The organism is Vibrio sp. ER1A (genome assembly GCF_000733315.1).
Lineage (GTDB): Bacteria > Pseudomonadota > Gammaproteobacteria > Enterobacterales > Vibrionaceae > Vibrio > Vibrio mediterranei.
Map to the genome: position 1 here is coordinate 521,228 of NZ_JPJA01000086.1, position 17,681 is coordinate 538,908.

Consider the following 17,681-nt stretch of genomic DNA (forward strand, 5'->3'; position numbering starts at 1 on the left):
CTCGCGGGTGAATAGTTACCTCTTATGTACACAACCCGACAGAAGCTATTAGCGAAGCGAGTGCGGTGAGCACGTTGTTGCAGCAAGGTGCAACAGCAATGAGCACAGCGAAGGCTCGCTGGAATGAATATTTAAAACATGGTTTGGCCAACGACTCAGCGACTAAAGCAGAAAGTAATGTTGCAGTGAAAGCCATGATGACACTCAATGGGAACTGGCGCTCACCGGCGGGTATTGTTCAGCACGGGACCGTCACGCCATCGGTAACGGCTATCTGGTTCTCTGGTAACAACACTTGGCCTTGGGATACATGGAAACACGCGTATGCGATGGCTCACTTTAATCCAGATGTGGCAATGGAGAACATTCGTACTGTGTTCCAGTTCCAAGTGAAAGATGATGACCCAATCAGACCGCAAGACGCGGGCTATTTGTTGGATGTTGTAAACTACTCGCTACCACAAGATCGAATTGACTCTGGTTACTACGACGACAAATACGACATTCCTTCTGCGGCACAAAACGATGCGTCAATGAACTGGAATGAGCGTAATACCAAGCCTTCGCTAGCGGCTTGGGCTGTAATGGAAATTTACCACTCTCTTATCAACGAATTTGACCGTGCTAATGATGCTCAAGCGTGGATTGATGAAATGTATCCAAAGTTGGTGGCGTATCATGATTGGTGGTTATCAAACCGTGACCACAACTCGAACGGAGTTCCAGAGTATGGTGCGGCTGTTGATCCTTCGCACAACACCGATGATGGACATATGTACATTGAAGTGTGGACAGAGCTAGGTGATGATCTAAAAGCTCTGGTAGGTGCTGAGAACGTGAAAGAGATTGATAGCAACGGCACGTCGAAGGAGTATCAAGTCATCGGTGTGGACTCGTATAACTTGGTTCTGGATAACTATGAAGAACTGGCTATTACTGGTTACAAAAATGGTTCACAAACAGCGACGTCATGGGAATCCGGTATGGATGATGCCGCTCGTTTTGGCTTTATCTATGATTTAGCGAAAACCAACTCTCGTGATTGGATCACAACAGTATCTGCAGCAACGGAATACGATCAGTTAGGTCGTTATGCTCAGCAGCACTATAACTTCGACAACACGATTACTGGTTCGTCAGAAAACTGGGCCTACAGTGACGTTTCTGATGAAAACATGGCGAAATTGCGTGATGCACGTAAAGACTGGCAGGTACGTTTTGGTGAGAACCACGATAGCAACACCAATCTAGTTGGCTTCTCTATGTTGCAAGAGTCGGTAGACCAAGCGTCTTACATGTACAGTGACAATAAGTATTTATCTGAAATGGCTGGCTTAGTTTCTGACGGCGTTGAAGGGAAAGGCCGTGGACAAGAGTTTGTGGAACATGCAGAGTTTATTAAAGACTACATCAACACTTGTATGTTTGATTCTGCTACCTCGTTCTACTACGACATTCGACTTGTTGACAAAGATGGTAAGAGTTTCTTAGATTCATCAGGAAACCCAGTACCTGGGGCTGACTTGAAGCGAGTGGATACGCCTTATCAAGGCAAAAATGTTTACTGTGCGGGTGTCGTACTAACTGAGCGCGGTCAGGCTCCAGACGGTTGGTCGCCATTGTTTAACGGTGCGGCGACTCAAGCGAACGCGGACAAGGTCATGGATGTCATGCTTGATGCGAGTAAGTTTGATAGTTCTACAGAATATCAAGGTGAAGGGGTGTCATTAGGGACGGCAAGTCGTGATAACCCAGCTTACGGAGCTGATATCTATTGGCGTGGGCGAGTATGGTTGGATCAATTCTATTTCGGCCTTCAAGCTCTTGAGAAGTATGGACGCCATAATGATGCGGTACGTATCGCTGAAGACCTGTTCCAAAACGGTGAAGGCTTTGGAAGCGACGGCGCAATTCGTGAAAACTACAACCCAGAAACAGGTGCGGTTCAAGGTGCCAGCAACTTCAGTTGGTCAGCAGCCCACACTTACATGATGTACCGTAACTTCTACGGAAAGTAGGTGAGTTAGCTCTGTAAGTTTTAATAAAAGAAAACGCCTGATGAGACCATCAGGCGTTGTTTGTTGAAATGTAGTGATATCAAAAACCTTCGTCATTTCCTTGAAAAAGGAAATCTCCGCTAGCGCATCGTAAACTCAATTTACTTAACGTGCTCACCACGTTTGGTTTTCTACGCGTTGTAGAAGGTCCTCATTTTCATGAGGGTGACGGACGTAAGCCAGTAAGGAGTCGTTATGTGGGTGATGGGTTATTAATACCCACTACCGACCACTTAAACACAACATTGCCTCAAGAACACCGCCTGCAACCGCACGCGCTTTATCAGAAATCGTGCAGTGATCAACGCTTTCTCCACGCGGATCGACATCGCCCACCTTAAAGCCTTGATGAACACTCAATCCGTTGTTGAGTAAGCCTCTCACTTTACCGCTCAATGGCGCGTAGACGACCATGTCATCGACTTTCGCAATAGGTTGTCCTTCTTCAACCAAATCGCCAAGTTTTACTTCCGCAGTAAAGATACCTACGCCAGGCGCTCTAATCACCCGTTGCTCTGTATAACCTAGAATGCTACCTGGTATACCTGAATTAGGCTGACATGGACCGTCGTAAATTACTCGACCGAGTTGATGTCCACGATTGGTTTCTATCGCAGCGTGACAGTCTTCACCAGCGGTAAAGCCAGGGCCTAAAGCAATGGTTACTGGTGCCATTCCTTTGTGTGTGCCAAGGTTCTTTTTCGCAAGGATGGCATCAACGACAAAATCAGGCTTGATGGCCTCGGCGAGTTTTCCTGTTTCGTCGACAAACACAGGAATCTTGCCTTTTTCTAACAATCGGCAGGCTTTATCAAAAGACTGAACTTTTTCTGCCGTAATGCCTTCTACCGTGACAGGTTTGCCGTAGAGGCATTGGCCGAATGAAACCGAGCAGCGAATCATCGTTGGCTTTTCAATATCGCTCATGACTACTTTAAAGCCGGAATTGTGCAATCTCGCAGCGACTCCAGTTGCGATATCTCCCGCACCTCTTACTAGCACCAGTTTTTGATTAAAGCTACCAACGCTTTCTTTCAATTTGGCCCCTGAAGCGCCATTTTTCGCATTAAGTACTTCAGCCAAAATACTGATGGCGATTTCTTCAGGCGTTTCAGCGCCAATATCAAAGCCGATAGGAGAGTGGATATGATCGATTTCTTCTTGGCTGGTACCTAATTCGCGTAAGCCTTGGAATAGTGTTTGTACTTTTCTGCGGCTGGCCATTAAACCCGTATACGTGGTCTTTTTCTGGGCGATTGCGTTGATAGCGTCTTGATCTTGGTGGTTGGTGGCGATAATCACGTAGCTATCTGGTGTGATATCAAGAGAGTCGATAGCACTGAGCATGGTGTCGCCTAGTACTCGATGAGTGCCTTGGGGGAAATGTTCCTCCACTAAGCTGCCCTCATAAGCATCGACAACAGTAATATCGAATCCTAATGGAGCGGCGGCTTGGGCAACGGCTCTGTTTACATGACCAGCCCCAATTAAGTAAAGGCGGGGGCGAGAGCCATAGACATCAATTGAAAGCGTCATTGCGCCACCACAATCCATTCCCATAGCTTCAGGGCCGGTACGCGTCATTCGTCCAGTAACGACTCGAGGTTTGTTTTCTTTTATTGCTTCAATAGCTTGCTCGATCACGTAGCGCTCGATCATGCCACCACCAATCGTGCCATGAATTTGTCCGCTTTGTTCTACGAGCATGGTTCCAGTATGACGAGGAGAAGAGCCTTTTGTTTCAATGATATTGGCAAACGCAAATGGTGTATTGGTTTGCTCTAACTGTGCTGCCTTGGCGAAAATGTTCATCCAAACTACCTCTGTGTAAATGCTATAGAGTCCGATTGAAAATGTGGTGGATTGGGTTATCTGCCGTCATTTGTGTTATTGCAAGTTGAGCGAGCTGGGGTTCTTCATCAAATATCAGCTTGGCCAATTCAGTCAGTTGTACTTTATCGCTGGCTAAGTCGAACCTATTGATGACCCATATTTTTTGTTGTTGCTCACTGCATCCTTTAAACAGACCTTGGTCGCTATTCACCAATGCTTGAATTTGATTTTTCCCGATGACTGACCCTTCGTTGCATTTCGTTAACATACTGAATTCATTCCAACGATGAATGGCTTCAGGATTAGCCGGGTTAAGTATCGGATCTGCACCAGTGACACCAATTACCACATCACTATGGTTAGGAATGCAAGGCTCGTGCCTAGCAGGTGCCTTAAGAGGAAGTCGGTGTGAACCATCTGCTTCGATGATAAAAACAGAGTAAAGTTGCTGACGTTTTAGGGATTCAATCTGTTCGTTAGATAGGCCACGAACTTTCACTTTTTCATCGTTGTCGCTTGGAGATAAGCGTTCACTATAAATAAAAGCAATACCCTTTGATGGTAATGGTGAATGGGAGGCAAAGTCCGTGACTTGATTCAGCTCTGGTGCATTAGGAAAGTACATCTTGGTGGTTGTCGTGACACATACTTTGTGGCCAAGTTGCTGGTATTCATTAGCAAGCCGATACAAGAGTTGTGTCTTTCCTCCGCCACCCACTAAGGAAATAGTTATTGGTTCACGGGCACTGGTGGTTGTTGAAATTAATGAATGTGCAAACTCGGAAAAAGAATTATTTGACGACATTGGCATATTTACCCAATTCAATAGATTAAAATACGAAAAACTCAATTCGAATTTCGTATGATAAAAAATAAAAATAACATTGACTGTGTCATTCCAGCAGCCGGATTATCATCTCGAATGGGATGCTGGAAATTAACTCTACCTTATAAAGACAATACGATCTTAGAGCAAAGTATCACAAATGCGTTGTCATTCTGTACTCGTGTGATCTTAGTGGTTGGGTATAGAGAAGACGAGTTGATTGAGCAGTTTCAAGACAACACAAAGGTCACTATTGTACGAAACCAACATTACCGCTCAGGCATGTTTTCTTCACTTCAATTAGGCATTAATGAGGTCGACACAGAGTTCTTCTATATCAGCCATGGTGATATGCCTTGTATCGAAAAAGAAATTTATAAAACTCTTTGGGAACATAAGGTTACTGGCACGTTGTTCCCGGGTGAACCACACGCAACAGGCCACCCTGTGTTGATACATACGGCAAGCTTTAAGGCTCAGCGAGACCAAGGAAACTTTGATTCGATGAAGTCGATTCTCAAGCTAGGAGAGATGGCATACCTTAGACTTTGCGACCCAACTATTCATTTAGATGTAGATACTCCCGAAGCCTACCAAAAACTGCTTAAGTTAACGCAATCAAAGTATTAACTATCAACTTGATAAAATAGTATCGAAAGTATCAATTTGATATTCATCTATCACCTTATAATGAATAATTAATTTGTTAATTGATGGTTAAAATCAATGACAATAAATAACACTTGGCTGGTCTGTACAGTTTAATTTGATATTGAAAATCACGATCTATATCGCAAATTCTTTCAATATTAGACCGAGCTCACGAATACTAAATAACAAAGTAAGCATTGGCTCAAATGTTGCCTTTTACCTAGTAACAGTTTTTCTGTAATTCAATCTAATCAATGCTAAAAGGCGAAGAATATGAATATTAAATACCTCACGCCGGACACAGTGAGTGCAGCGTTGGAGCTTAAAGCTAACCATGGAAGTCAAGCGGTGTGGTTTGCCGGAGGGTCTAAGTTAAACGCAGCACCGACTCGCAGTGATGCAGGTGTTTTTGTCGCAATCGACAAACTGGGTTTGGACTATATCAAACTAGATGGCAACACCCTCACTTTGGGCGCTATGAGCCGAATTCAAGATCTTGTCGATAGTGAGTTAGTCCCAAGCAACATTAAACAAGCTGCGGGCTTCATCTATTCAAGACATCTAAGAAATCAATCAACGATTGGTGGTGAAATAGCTGCGCATCAGTGTGAAGCTCCGCTAGTTCCTGTCCTTATGGCTCTCAATGCTTTAGTTCGCTTCGCGGATGACAAGCAGGTTGAATTGGAAGCTTACATTCAGCAACCAAGTGATGAGCTTATTAAAGAGATCGTCATTCCTGACATCACGCTTGCTGCACTAAGCAAACGAGTAGCAAGAAGCGCTGATGGCCTACGCGTAATCAATGCGTCGGTGTCTGTAGATAAGCAAGGCAAACAGATTGTTGCTATGGAAGGGGTCGCGACTCGTTTTGACGAAATCGCTAAGCCAATAAGACTGCGCGATGTTGAAGGTCTGACATTTAGTGGTGATGAATTAGAGCAAGCCATTAAGAATTCAATTCACGCCGTGGAGGATATTTGTGGTAGCGCTGAGTACAAAACTTACCTAAGTGCCATCGTGATCTCTGACCTACTAATTGAATGCCGTGAAATGGCGAAGGGGGTAGCGTAATGTCTATTCAATTTAATCTTAATGGCCGACCTGAAACGGCTCATTGCGCACCAGAAACCAACGTTCAAACACTATTGCATTCTATGGGACTGCATTCGGTCCGAAATAGTGATGATGGTTGGGGTTTCGCGGGCTCAGATGTTGTGTTGTTCAACGGCAAACTTGTCAACGCATCACTGCTTATCGCAGCTCAGTTAGAAGGTGGCGAAGTAAAAACGGCCGAAGCACTGTCCTCTTGGAATCAACTCAGTTTAGTTCAACAAGCGATGATCGATGTTGGTGTTGTTCAATCGGGATATAACGACCCTGCATTGGCATTGCTGTTGACTGATTTACTAGAGCGTATTCAACAACCTACACGCGAAGAAATAGACGATGCTCTATCTGGTTTGTTTAGCCGTGACGCTGGTTATCAGCAATTCTATGAAGTTGTTGAATTGGCGGTGAAACGCCAAGCTGATCCTCAATACACCGAGATGTTTGCGCCAGAGTTTAGAGATGACTTGGATGTAGTTGGTAAGAACTGTCCAAAACTCGACTCTGCGAAAATGGTTCAGGCTAAGCCTTGTTATGTAGAAGATAGAATTCCTGCAAATGCTTGTGTCATCAAAATGCTGCGCAGCCCACATGCTCATGCTTGGATCACGCATCTAGATGTATCTAAAGCAGAAGCCTTACCAGGTGTAGTAAGTGTCATCACTCACCTTAACTGTCCTGATATTCCTTATACGCCGGGTGGTCAAAGTGCGCCAGAGCCTTCACCGCTTGACCGACGTATGTTCGGTCAAAAAATGCGTCACGTTGGTGACCGCGTTGCTGCTGTTGTTGCAGAGTCAGTAGACATTGCTAACGAAGCGCTGAAACTGATCGATGTTGAGTACGAAGTACTCAAGCCTGTCATGAGTATCGACGAAGCGCGCGCTCCAGATGCACCAATTGTTCATAACGAGCCAATTGAATATGGAGTAGGGGCACCAGACGATCTAGAGCAACAAAATGCGAACGCTGATCCTCGCGAAGGCAAACTAATTGTGAATTTCCCAATTGGCTGTGAACCAAGAAAGAACATCGCAGCGGGCGTTCGTGGACACATTGGTGATCTAGACAAAGGTTTTGCAGAAGCAGACGTTATTTTAGAGCGTACTTATGAGTCGAAGCAGGTACAGCAACTACCAGTCGAAACGCATATCTGTTACAGCTACATGGATGGCGATCGTGTCATCATGCACGACTCTACACAAGTACCTTGGCACGTACGTCGCCAAGTCGCCAAGATCCTTAATGTGAAACAGAACAAAGTTCACATCGTCAAAGAGCGTGTCGGTGGTGGCTACGGTTCAAAACAAGACATCCTTCTTGAAGACGTGTGTGCTTGGGCAACCTATACCACGGGTCGTCCAGTATATTTCCACCATACTCGCGAAGAAGAGTTTATTTGTAACTCCACTCGTCACGTAGCGAAAGTGACCGTGAAACTTGGGGCAACCAAAGACGGTAAGCTTACCGCTATTGATATGGAATTCCTCGCGAATACTGGCCCTTATGGTAATCACGCATTGACGGTACCATCAAATGGTCCTGCCTTGTCACTGCCGCTTTACCCTTGTGACAACGTCGATTTCCGAGTTACTACGTACTATTCAAATATCTGTCCAACAGGTGCTTATCAAGGTTATGGTGCGCCGAAAGGTAACTACGCATTGACGATGGCGATGGCGGAACTTGCGGAAGAGCTAGGTATTGACCATCTCGATATGATTGAGAAAAACCGAGTCGTTGAAGGCCAAGAGCTTAAGATTCTTGGTGCTATCGGCGAAGGTAAAATGCCTACCACCACTCCTAAGGTACACAGTTGTGCGTTAGAAGCAATTCTTCGTGAAGGTCGTAAGCTCATCGAATGGGATTCACCAAAAGATCATCAAGGTGATTGGAAAGTGGGTCGAGGTGTAGCGATCATTCAACAGAAATCAGGAATTCCTGATATCGACCAAGCGAACTGCAGCATCAAGATGGCCTCCGATGGTACTTTCATCGTTCATTCAGGTGGCGCAGACATCGGTACAGGTCTTGATACAGTGATCGCCAAATTAACTGCTGAAGTTCTTAAGTGTCCACTGGAAGATATTACGATTCATTCTGGTGACACTGACCATGCACCTTTCGATAAAGGCGCGTATGCCTCTTCTGGCACTTGCTTCTCAGGTAATGCAGCAAAACGCGCTGCAGAAGCGATGCGTGAGAAAATCTTGAAGTACGGTGCGGAAATGCTTGAAGAGTCGGTTGAAAATGTACAAATCGTCGCACCTGGCTTGGTAAAAGGGCCTGCTGGTGAAGTAACTTTCTTCGACATCGCGCATAAAGCAGAAAGCGGAACGGGTTGGGGACAACTGTTGGCTTCAGGATGCTTCACTACTGCTGAGTTCGCTTTCCCTTACGGGGCAAACTTTGCAGAAGTTGCCGTCAATACTAGAACCGGTGAAATCCGACTTGATAAGTTCCATGCATTGCTCGATTGCGGTACTCCAGTGAACCCTGATTTGGCACTTGGTCAAATCTACGGTGCGAGTATGCGCGCTATCGGTCACAGCTTGTTTGAAGAGCTTATTTACGACGACAACGGTGTGCCAATCAACACCGATCTTAAGAGCTATGGTGCGCCGAAGATTGGTGACATTCCAAAAGATTTCAAAGCGGTGTTGGTGCCAAGTGATGATCCTGTTGGACCATACGGTGCGAAATCTATCTCTGAAATTGGTGTAAACGGTGCAGCGCCTGCCATTGCAACAGCAATTCATGACGCTTGTGGCGTATGGCTACGTGAGTGGCACTTTACACCAGAGAAAATCCTCAAAGGTCTCAATAAATTATAACAAACAGTGCGGCAGCGGAGACCAAAAAACGCTGCCGCACATTTATTCCAAATAACGGGAAGCAATGCCTCTGTTAGTGAGCAAAGTAGTGAATAGGGGCGTTAAGGTCGAGGTAATTATGCAATATACCCAATCAATTAAGGCTATTAGGGCTTCAATACTTGATATCACAAAAGTAGTTGATAAGCCTGAAGATATCGAACAGCACGTACGTTTTATTGAAGATGGACTTCTTCTTGTTGACCAAGGTCGTATCGAGTGGGTCGGCGAGTGGGAAGAAGGCAAAGATAAGGTCCCGGACTCAGTACGTATTCGTTTTTATCCAGGCAAAATTGTCATGCCAGGATTTATTGATACCCATATTCATTACCCACAAGCAGAAATGGTTGGCGCGTATGGTGAACAGCTACTTGAATGGCTGAACAACTATACGTTCCCTACAGAAGCGCGCTATAAAGACAGAGACTACTCCAAGGAGATGTCTAAGTTCTTTATTAAGCAGTTGCTTCGAAATGGTACGACAACAGGCATGGTATTCGGAACGGTTCATCCAGAGTCCGTAGATGCACTGTTCTCTGAAGCAAACAAACTCAATATGAGAATCGTCGCGGGTAAGGTCATGATGGACCGCAACGCGCCAGATTACTTACTAGACACACCGGAGACAAGTTACAACCAAACAAAAACACTGATTGAGAAATGGCATAAAAAGGACCGTCTGCTTTACGCGATTACCCCAAGATTTGCACCCACTTCCACACCGGAACAGTTGGAAATGGCGCATAAGTTAAGAGAGGAATACCCAGATACGTATATTCATACGCATTTGTCAGAAAACACGAACGAAATTGCTTGGGTTAAAGAACTTTTCCCTGAACAAGACGGTTATTTAGATGTTTATCACCATTATGGCCTGACTGGATCAAAGAGTGTATTCGCACATTGTGTTCATCTAGAGGACCAAGAGTGGGACTGCATACAAGAAACGGATTCAGCTATCGCGTTTTGTCCAACTTCGAACCTGTATTTAGGCAGTGGCCTATTCAAAATGCAGGAGGCGTGGAAACGAAACGTGAAAGTAGGTATCGGGACGGATATCGGCGCAGGAACCACTTTTAATATGATGCAAACGTTAAACGAGGCATACAAAGTTGCTCAATTGCAGCAACAGAAGCTCTCGGCGTTTGAGGCATTATATTTGGCGACATTAGGTGGAGCGAAAGCACTCTCTCTAGACCACCTATTGGGCAACTTTGAGGTTGGCAAAGAAGCTGACTTTGTTGTGATTGATCCTTGTGCGACACCGCTCCAGCAACTTCGATACGACAACTCTTCTGAACTTATTGAAAAACTGTTTGTGCTCATGACCCTCGGCGACGATAGAAGTATTTATCGTACCTACGTTGACGGGTGTTTGGTTTATGAGCGCAGCTGATTTTATGGCAAATATAGCAAATACAGCAGATGCATTGGTCTCAATACAAGGGATGACCAAGACTTAATGAAAAGGAATATAACATGTCCGAAAATATCTCAAATCAGCAAAGTACGATGGAGATTGCTGAAGATAAACCCACGTCAACCAACAATAGTTGGGTCGACAATTACTTCTTAATCTCACAACGTGGTAGTAATTTTAGGCAAGAGCTAATTGCCGGGCTTACTACCTTCTTAGCCATGGTTTACTCAGTTATCGTAGTACCAAGCATGCTTGGTGTTGCTGGGTTCGATCAAGGCTCCGTCTTTATCGCCACCTGTTTGGTTGCGGCATTTGGTTCACTGCTCATGGGCTTTTGGGCTAACTTGCCGATGGCTATTGGTTGTGCGATATCCCTAACCGCCTTTACCGCTTTCAGCTTGGTGCTCGGGCAAGGAATATCTATACCTGTTGCGCTGGGAGCGGTCTTTTTAATGGGTGTGGTCTTTACTGCGATTACCGTTACAGGGGTAAGGCAGTGGATCCTAACAAACCTACCTTTTGGTATTGCGCACGGCACGGGTATTGGTATTGGTTTGTTCTTGCTACTTATCGCAGCGAATGGTGTTGGACTTGTGGTGAAAAACCCAGTGGAAGGTCTACCTGTTAGCTTGGGTGAGTTTACGTCGTTCCCAGTTATCATGTCAGTACTTGGCTTAGCCGCGATTTTCGGCTTAGAGAAGCGTCGTGTTCCTGGCGGTATCTTACTGGTTATTGTTGCGATTTCTGTGCTAGGTCTGATGTTTGACCCAAGCGTTAAATTCCAAGGTGTATTCGCCATGCCATCGTTTGGTTCAGGTGAAAGTTCACTTCTTGGTTCAATGGACATTATGGGTGCATTAAGTCCACTTGTTCTACCAAGTGTATTAGCCTTGGTTATGACGGCAATTTTCGATGCGACTGGTACGATTCGTGCGGTAGCGGGACAAGCTAACCTACTCGATAAAGATGGCAACATCATCAATGGTGGTAAAGCACTAACGTCTGACTCAGTTAGTAGTATTTTCTCTGGTTTTGTTGGTGGTGCGCCGGCAGCGGTTTATATCGAATCTGCGGCAGGTACTGCTGCGGGTGGTAAAACAGGTCTGACTGCCGTTGTGGTAGGTGGCTTATTCCTATTGCTACTGTTTCTTGCTCCACTAAGCTACCTTGTTCCTGCTTACGCCACTGCACCTGCACTGATGTATGTGGGTCTATTGATGATGAGTAACGTCAGCAAGCTTAATCTCGATGATTCTGTTGATGCGTTATCAGGTCTTGTTTGTGCGGTGTTCATCGTACTAACAGGTAACATCGTTACAGGTATCATGCTTGGTTTCCTAACGCTAGTATGTGGCCGCGTGGTATCAGGCGAGTGGAAGAGACTTAACATTGGTACTGTGCTGATTACTATCGTATTGGTGGTGTTCTACGCGGGCGGTTGGGCGATTTAAGACGCATGTCGATAAGCTCGATGAACGTGATTATAAGTAGATAAAAGCAAGGGCACCTCGAATCACTTTCTTGGTGCCCTTATTGTTGGTTGGAAGGGGATTAATATGGACCTGATGGATTGTATTGCTGAACTGTGGAAACACGAGCGACCGGAGCTAGATACAGAGCCAATGGTTCTTATTGGGCGATTAATGCGAGTGAGTAAATGTGTGGAACAAGAACTCGCGAGTCTATGCCGTCAATACAGTTTGAAAACTGGAGAGTTTGATGTATTGGCTTCACTGCTGCGCTCTTCTGCACCTTATCGTTTAACTCCCAGTGAACTTACGCAGTCTTTAATGCTGACATCAGGCGCAATGACTCATCGCCTTGACCGTTTGGAGAGTAAAAAGCTGATTGCTAGATACCATTCGAACTGTGATAGACGTTGTGTTGTGGTTCAACTTACGCAAACAGGATATGACATCGCTAACGCTCTGATTGATGCTCACGTTGATAAACAAAAGCAGTTGGTGTCCGGTCTCTCTTTGGAACAACGACAACAAACCACCGCGCAATTGAAAGTTTGGTTGGAGCATGTAGAGAAGGGCGGTTATACGGAACCTCAACAGGACGAGAATGTACTTCAACGGCAGCGCAAAGCGAAAGCTATCGATGTACCTAACCAGCCAGAAGTCGTATTAGAAAGCTAAACATTTAGCTGACAATTAATGTGAGAATAATAAGCTATCAATATGATAGCTTTTTTATTGTTATGATAGATGTAATTAACAAAACACTCGAACTGACTATCATAAAAAACCGGATTAAATAAGATTACACTTTAATCAAATTAATAACTATTCTCAATAGCCTTTATTATCAGACCTCTGTCACGAAATAGCAGTTAAAATGTCTTCATGTTAAGTAATTAGACAACCTTGGCTTAGTGATTGCTCTTATCTCATTAATTCATTTACACAGAAGTACAAGCGAATTAATAAAGGAGTGTTACCATGGGAGATATCATGCGCCCAATTCCATTCACCGAGCTGCTTGAACGCATGTTTGGTGAGTATCATCAAAGCAAATCGATTTTCGGCATCCCAGAAAAGCAGTTCTATAAAAAACAGACAAACCAACACCTTGCGGTATGGGGTGAAAACTGCGAAACCCCTGTAGGGCCTGCCGCTGGACCTCATACTCAATTAGCTCAGAACATAGTTACGTCTTGGCTTGCTGGTGGTCGCTTCATGGAGCTTAAGACTGTTCAGAAGTTAGACCGTCTTGAAATTGCTAAACCATGTATTGATGCAGAAGATGAGTGTTTTAATACGGAGTGGTCAACTGAGTTTACGTTACACAAAGCGTATGACGAATATTTGAAAGCATGGTTTGCGCTGCATCTACTGGAATCAGTATTTGATAGTAAAGCAGCGAAGCAAGCGAAATCATTTATTTTTAACATGAGTGTTGGCTATGATTTAGATGGTATTTTGACCGAGCCAATGCAAGAGTATATTGATAATATGCTCGATTCTTCAAAGCATCCAAAATTTGCACAATATTCAACAGAGTTAAAAGACTTTATTGCCAATAATAAACTGTTGAATAGCAAAACATCAGAAACTGAACTGCAACAATTATTCGAAATGGTAGATGATATCCCGGTTAGTTTGACTGAAGGGGTAACACTATCAACCATGCACGGTTGCCCACCAAACGAAATCGAAGCGATTTGTCGTTATATGTTGGAAGACAAGGGTATCAATACCTTCGTTAAATTAAACCCTACGCTGCTAGGTTATGACCGTGTTCGCAGCATTCTTGATCAAACGGGTTTTGACTATATCTCCCTTAGCAAAGAAGCGTTCTCTCACGACTTGCAACTACAAGATGCCAAGGCCATGCTTCATCGTTTAGTGAAGCTTGGTAAAGATAAGAACATCGGCTTTGGTGTCAAACTGACCAACACTCTTGGTACATTGAACAATAAAGGCCGTCTTCCTGACAAAGAAATGTACATGTCTGGCCGCGCATTGTTCCCGCTATCTATCAATGTGGCGTTGGAATTGTCTCGCGAATTTAATGGCACGTTACCAATCTCTTATTCTGGTGGTGCAAGCAAGTTTAACATCAGAGAGATCTTTGAAACTGGTATTCGCCCAATCACTATGGCGACAGACCTGCTCAAACCAGGTGGCTACTTGCGCCTTGCTGACTGTGCCAAAGAGCTTGAAGTGAGCACTGATTGGGCAATGCGTGGTGTTAACCTAGAGAGTTTGGAAAAACTGGCCGAGAAGTCTTTGTGCGCTGAATACACACAGAAAGAGTGGCGTGGTCCTGAAGAAATTACTGTCGAGCAACCAGTGCCACTAACGGATTGTTATGTCGCACCTTGTGTAACAGCGTGTCCTATCAGCCAAGATATCCCTGAATACCTACGCCTAATGGGTCAGCACAAGTATACCGAAGCGTTGGAAGTCATTTACGCTCGAAACGCTCTGCCTTCCATCACAGGTCATATTTGTGATCACCAATGCCAATACAACTGTACTCGTCGCGATTACGAAGGTGCATTGAACATTCGTGAAATGAAGAAAATTGCGCTGGATAAAGGTTGGGATGGCTACCAATCTAAATGGCATCATCCAAATCTGGATACAACCAAACAGCCAGTCGCGGTTATTGGAGCAGGTCCTGCAGGTCTATCAGCGGCGTACTTCATTGCTCGAGCTGGTCACCCTGTGAAAATCTTCGAGAAAGAAGAGAGCGCAGGTGGTGTGGTGAAACACATTATTCCTCAGTTCAGAATTCCTGAGAAAGCCATTAGACACGACATAGAGTTTGTTGAAGCTCATGGTGTGGAATTTGAATACGGTGCGAATCCAGATATCACTATCGACCAGCTGAAAGAGCAGGGTTATCAATACATCTGTTTGGGTATCGGTGCAGATAAAGGTAACCCTATCAAGTTAGCGGGTGACAATAACAACATTTACAAGTCTCTAGACTTCTTACGTCGCTACAACGATGGCGAAGCGTTAGCGCTTGGTGACCATGTGGTAGTAGTTGGGGCAGGTAATACCGCGATGGATAGTGCGCGTGCCGCGCTTAAAGTCAAAGGTGTTGAGAAAGTAACAGTACTTTATCGCCGTACTGAAGCTGAAATGCCAGCATACAAAGAAGAGTATGACGAAGCGGTCGAAGATGGCGTGAACTTCAAGTTCTTAACCAATCCAGAAGAGTTCCATCAAGATGGCACTATCGTAGCGCGTGTCATGACATTGGGTGAGCCTGATGAGAAAGGCCGTAGACGTCCAGTAGCAACCGATGAAACTATTTCACTCAAGGCCAGCGCAGTCATTACAGCGGTAGGTGAGCAAGCGAACCGTGATGTGTTAACGCGTATCGGTGTACCAATGGGTGACGACGGTTGGCCAGCAGTCAACAATGACACTTGTGAGACTCAGGTCGAAAACGTGTTCTTGTTAGGTGATGCGCAAACTGGTCCATCATCGATTGTTTCGGCAATTTCTGGTGGTCGTAAAGCGGCGTCGGCAATTATCGAACGTGAACTTCAATCTGAAACGTTAGCTCAAGTTGAGTCTTCAGTGACGGCAGCGGAAGTGTATCGTAAGAAGGGCGAAATCAAAGTTGCACTGCTTGAAGCGAACAAGCTTGAAGAAAATGACCGCAATGAGTTTGTTAAGCAAGAAGCAGAGCGTTGCTTAGAGTGTTCTTATGTGTGTAGTAAGTGTGTGGATGTTTGTCCGAACCGAGCCAACATGTCACTGCCGATTCCTGGCTTCAAAGACCAGTATCAAACGCTCCACCTTGATGCTTACTGTAACGAGTGTGGCAACTGTGCTCAGTTCTGCCCTTGGGACAGCAAACCATACAAAGACAAATTTACGTTGTTCAGTCTGAAAGAAGACTTTGATTCGAGCACTAACCCAGGTTTCTTGGTTCAAGGCGATGAACTGTTGCTAAGAGCTAAAGGGGAAGTCGCAACGTATCCAATTAATCAAAATGGTCAAATCGAGTTGCCAGAAACGTTAGCTGATGAAGCCACTATTATTCAGTACGTTCTATCGAACCACAAATACTTGCTTGGCGCTGTAGAAGTGTAAAAGGAGAATAGAATTATGTTGATAATTAAGAACGCAACAGCAGTACAGATGGAACCTGCCTTTATTAAGGAAGGGATTGATATTGCGATTGAAAACGACCTTATCATAGAAGTCGGTGAGTCTCTTAGTGCCAAGTATCCAAACGCTGAAGTGAAGGACTTTACTGGTAAGTTAGTCATGCCGGGCATTGTCTGTTCTCACAACCACTTCTATTCTGGATTGGCTCGCGGCATCATGGCGGACATTAAACCAAGTCCAGATTTTATCTCCATCCTGAAGAACCTATGGTGGCGAATGGATCGTGCGTTGGATGAAGAAGCTTTGTACTACAGCGGTTTGATTTGTTCATTAGAAGCCATTCGTCATGGCTGTACATCGGTTATCGACCATCATGCTTCTCCAAACTACATTGAAGGGTCACTGGCGACGCTTCGTAAAGGCTTCTTAAAAGCTGGCCTTCGCGGTATGACCTGTTTTGAGACCACTGACCGTAACGGCGGCGTTGAAGAAATGGCGGCAGGTGTAGAAGAGAATATTCGCTTCGCACAACTTGTGGATGCCGAAAAAGAAAGAGGTGTTGAGCCTTATCTGGTTGAAGCTCATATCGGCGCTCATGCTCCGTTTACCGTGTCGAATGAAGGTATGGCAATGCTGTCAGAAGCGGTGAAAGCGACTGGGCGTGGCTTACATATTCACGTTGCAGAAGACCGTTACGATGTGACTCATAGTCATCATCATTACGACCAAGATATTGTAGAGCGTCTCGATAGCTTTGGCTTAATCGATAGCAAAACACTGCTTGCTCATGGTTTATTCTTGTCCGAGAAGGACATTAATATCTTGAACAAACACGATGGTTTCTTGGTTCATAATGCACGTTCGAATATGAACAACAACGTAGGTTATAACCATCAGTTACGTCAGTTCAAAAATGTCGCGATTGGTACCGATGGCATTGGTGCGGATATGTTCGAAGAGCTTAAATTTGCGTTCTTCAAGCATCGCGATGCTGGTGGTCAAATGTGGCCTGATAGCTTTATGCGCCATCTATGGAACGGTAACGAGATTCTTGGTCGTAACTTTGGTGCTAAGTTTGGTCGTTTGGAAGCGGGCTATAAAGCGGATCTAACGATTCTTGATTACACCTCACCAACACCTTTGGTTGCTGATAACTTGCCGGGCCACTTTGCATTCGCACTCAATGCGAGCAACGTAAACAGTGTGATGGTGGAAGGTAAGTTCTCTTATCTAAACCGTGAGTTCCCATTCGACGTTGAGCCTATCTATAAAGAGGCGAGGGAAGTCGCCGCTCGTTTATGGAAAGACATGGACAATCTTGATTAACCCTTT

General features: G+C 44.9%; 9 protein-coding genes and 2 pseudogenes. 9 read left to right on the forward strand and 2 right to left on the reverse strand.

Annotation, left to right across the window (positions count from 1 at the left end):
* Positions 1 to 20 precede the first annotated feature (20 nt).
* A pseudogene (gene ygjK / locus HW45_RS09725) lies at positions 21 to 2,018 on the forward strand (alpha-glucosidase); the annotation flags it as partial.
* Between the two features lie 261 nt (positions 2,019 to 2,279).
* Here the strand turns inward: ygjK and yqeB are convergent.
* Positions 2,280 to 3,869 (reverse strand): selenium-dependent molybdenum cofactor biosynthesis protein YqeB, encoded by a 1,590-nt coding sequence (gene yqeB, locus HW45_RS09730; protein ID WP_038226659.1) that lies wholly within the window; start codon positions 3,867 to 3,869, stop codon positions 2,280 to 2,282.
* Positions 3,870 to 3,891: 22 nt separating this feature from the next.
* Positions 3,892 to 4,695 (reverse strand): selenium cofactor biosynthesis protein YqeC, encoded by an 804-nt coding sequence (gene yqeC, locus HW45_RS09735; protein WP_160171214.1) that lies wholly within the window; start codon positions 4,693 to 4,695, stop codon positions 3,892 to 3,894.
* A gap of 57 nt (positions 4,696 to 4,752) precedes the next feature.
* On the opposite strand from yqeC, the gene HW45_RS09740 reads away from it, so the two are divergent.
* The 8 genes and pseudogenes from HW45_RS09740 to ssnA all read left to right on the forward strand — a co-directional run bounded on the left by HW45_RS09740 (position 4,753) and on the right by ssnA (position 17,675).
* Positions 4,753 to 5,346 carry an NTP transferase domain-containing protein gene (locus HW45_RS09740; protein WP_038226661.1) on the forward strand — a complete coding sequence of 198 codons (594 nt, stop codon included), beginning with the start codon at positions 4,753 to 4,755 and terminating at the stop codon, positions 5,344 to 5,346.
* A 294-nt stretch (positions 5,347 to 5,640) separates the two neighbouring features.
* Positions 5,641 to 6,438 (forward strand): molybdopterin-dependent oxidoreductase FAD-binding subunit, encoded by a 798-nt coding sequence (gene ygfM / locus HW45_RS09745; RefSeq protein ID WP_038226663.1) that lies wholly within the window; start codon positions 5,641 to 5,643, stop codon positions 6,436 to 6,438.
* A complete protein-coding gene (locus HW45_RS09750; RefSeq protein WP_038226665.1) occupies positions 6,438 to 9,308 on the forward strand; it encodes a molybdopterin-dependent oxidoreductase Mo/Fe-S-binding subunit in 2,871 nt (956 codons plus the stop codon). Before ygfM ends, HW45_RS09750 begins: the two co-directional genes overlap by 1 nt.
* A gap of 118 nt (positions 9,309 to 9,426) precedes the next feature.
* Positions 9,427 to 10,743, forward strand: coding sequence for a guanine deaminase (guaD, locus tag HW45_RS09755; protein ID WP_038223055.1), 1,317 nt, complete (start codon positions 9,427 to 9,429; stop codon positions 10,741 to 10,743).
* Between the two features lie 116 nt (positions 10,744 to 10,859).
* Entirely contained in the window at positions 10,860 to 12,218 is a 1,359-nt protein-coding gene (locus HW45_RS09760) for an NCS2 family permease (protein ID WP_038227720.1), read from the forward strand.
* Between the two features lie 105 nt (positions 12,219 to 12,323).
* Positions 12,324 to 12,803, forward strand: a pseudogene (locus HW45_RS09765) (MarR family winged helix-turn-helix transcriptional regulator); the annotation flags it as partial.
* 411 nt (positions 12,804 to 13,214) lie between these two features.
* A complete protein-coding gene (gene ygfK / locus HW45_RS09770; protein WP_038226671.1) occupies positions 13,215 to 16,331 on the forward strand; it encodes a putative selenate reductase subunit YgfK in 3,117 nt (1,038 codons plus the stop codon).
* Between the two features lie 15 nt (positions 16,332 to 16,346).
* The gene (gene ssnA, locus HW45_RS09775; RefSeq protein ID WP_006074759.1) at positions 16,347 to 17,675 is read left to right on the forward strand and encodes a putative aminohydrolase SsnA; all 1,329 of its coding nucleotides are present in this window, start codon (positions 16,347 to 16,349) and stop codon (positions 17,673 to 17,675) included.
* Positions 17,676 to 17,681 lie beyond the last annotated feature (6 nt).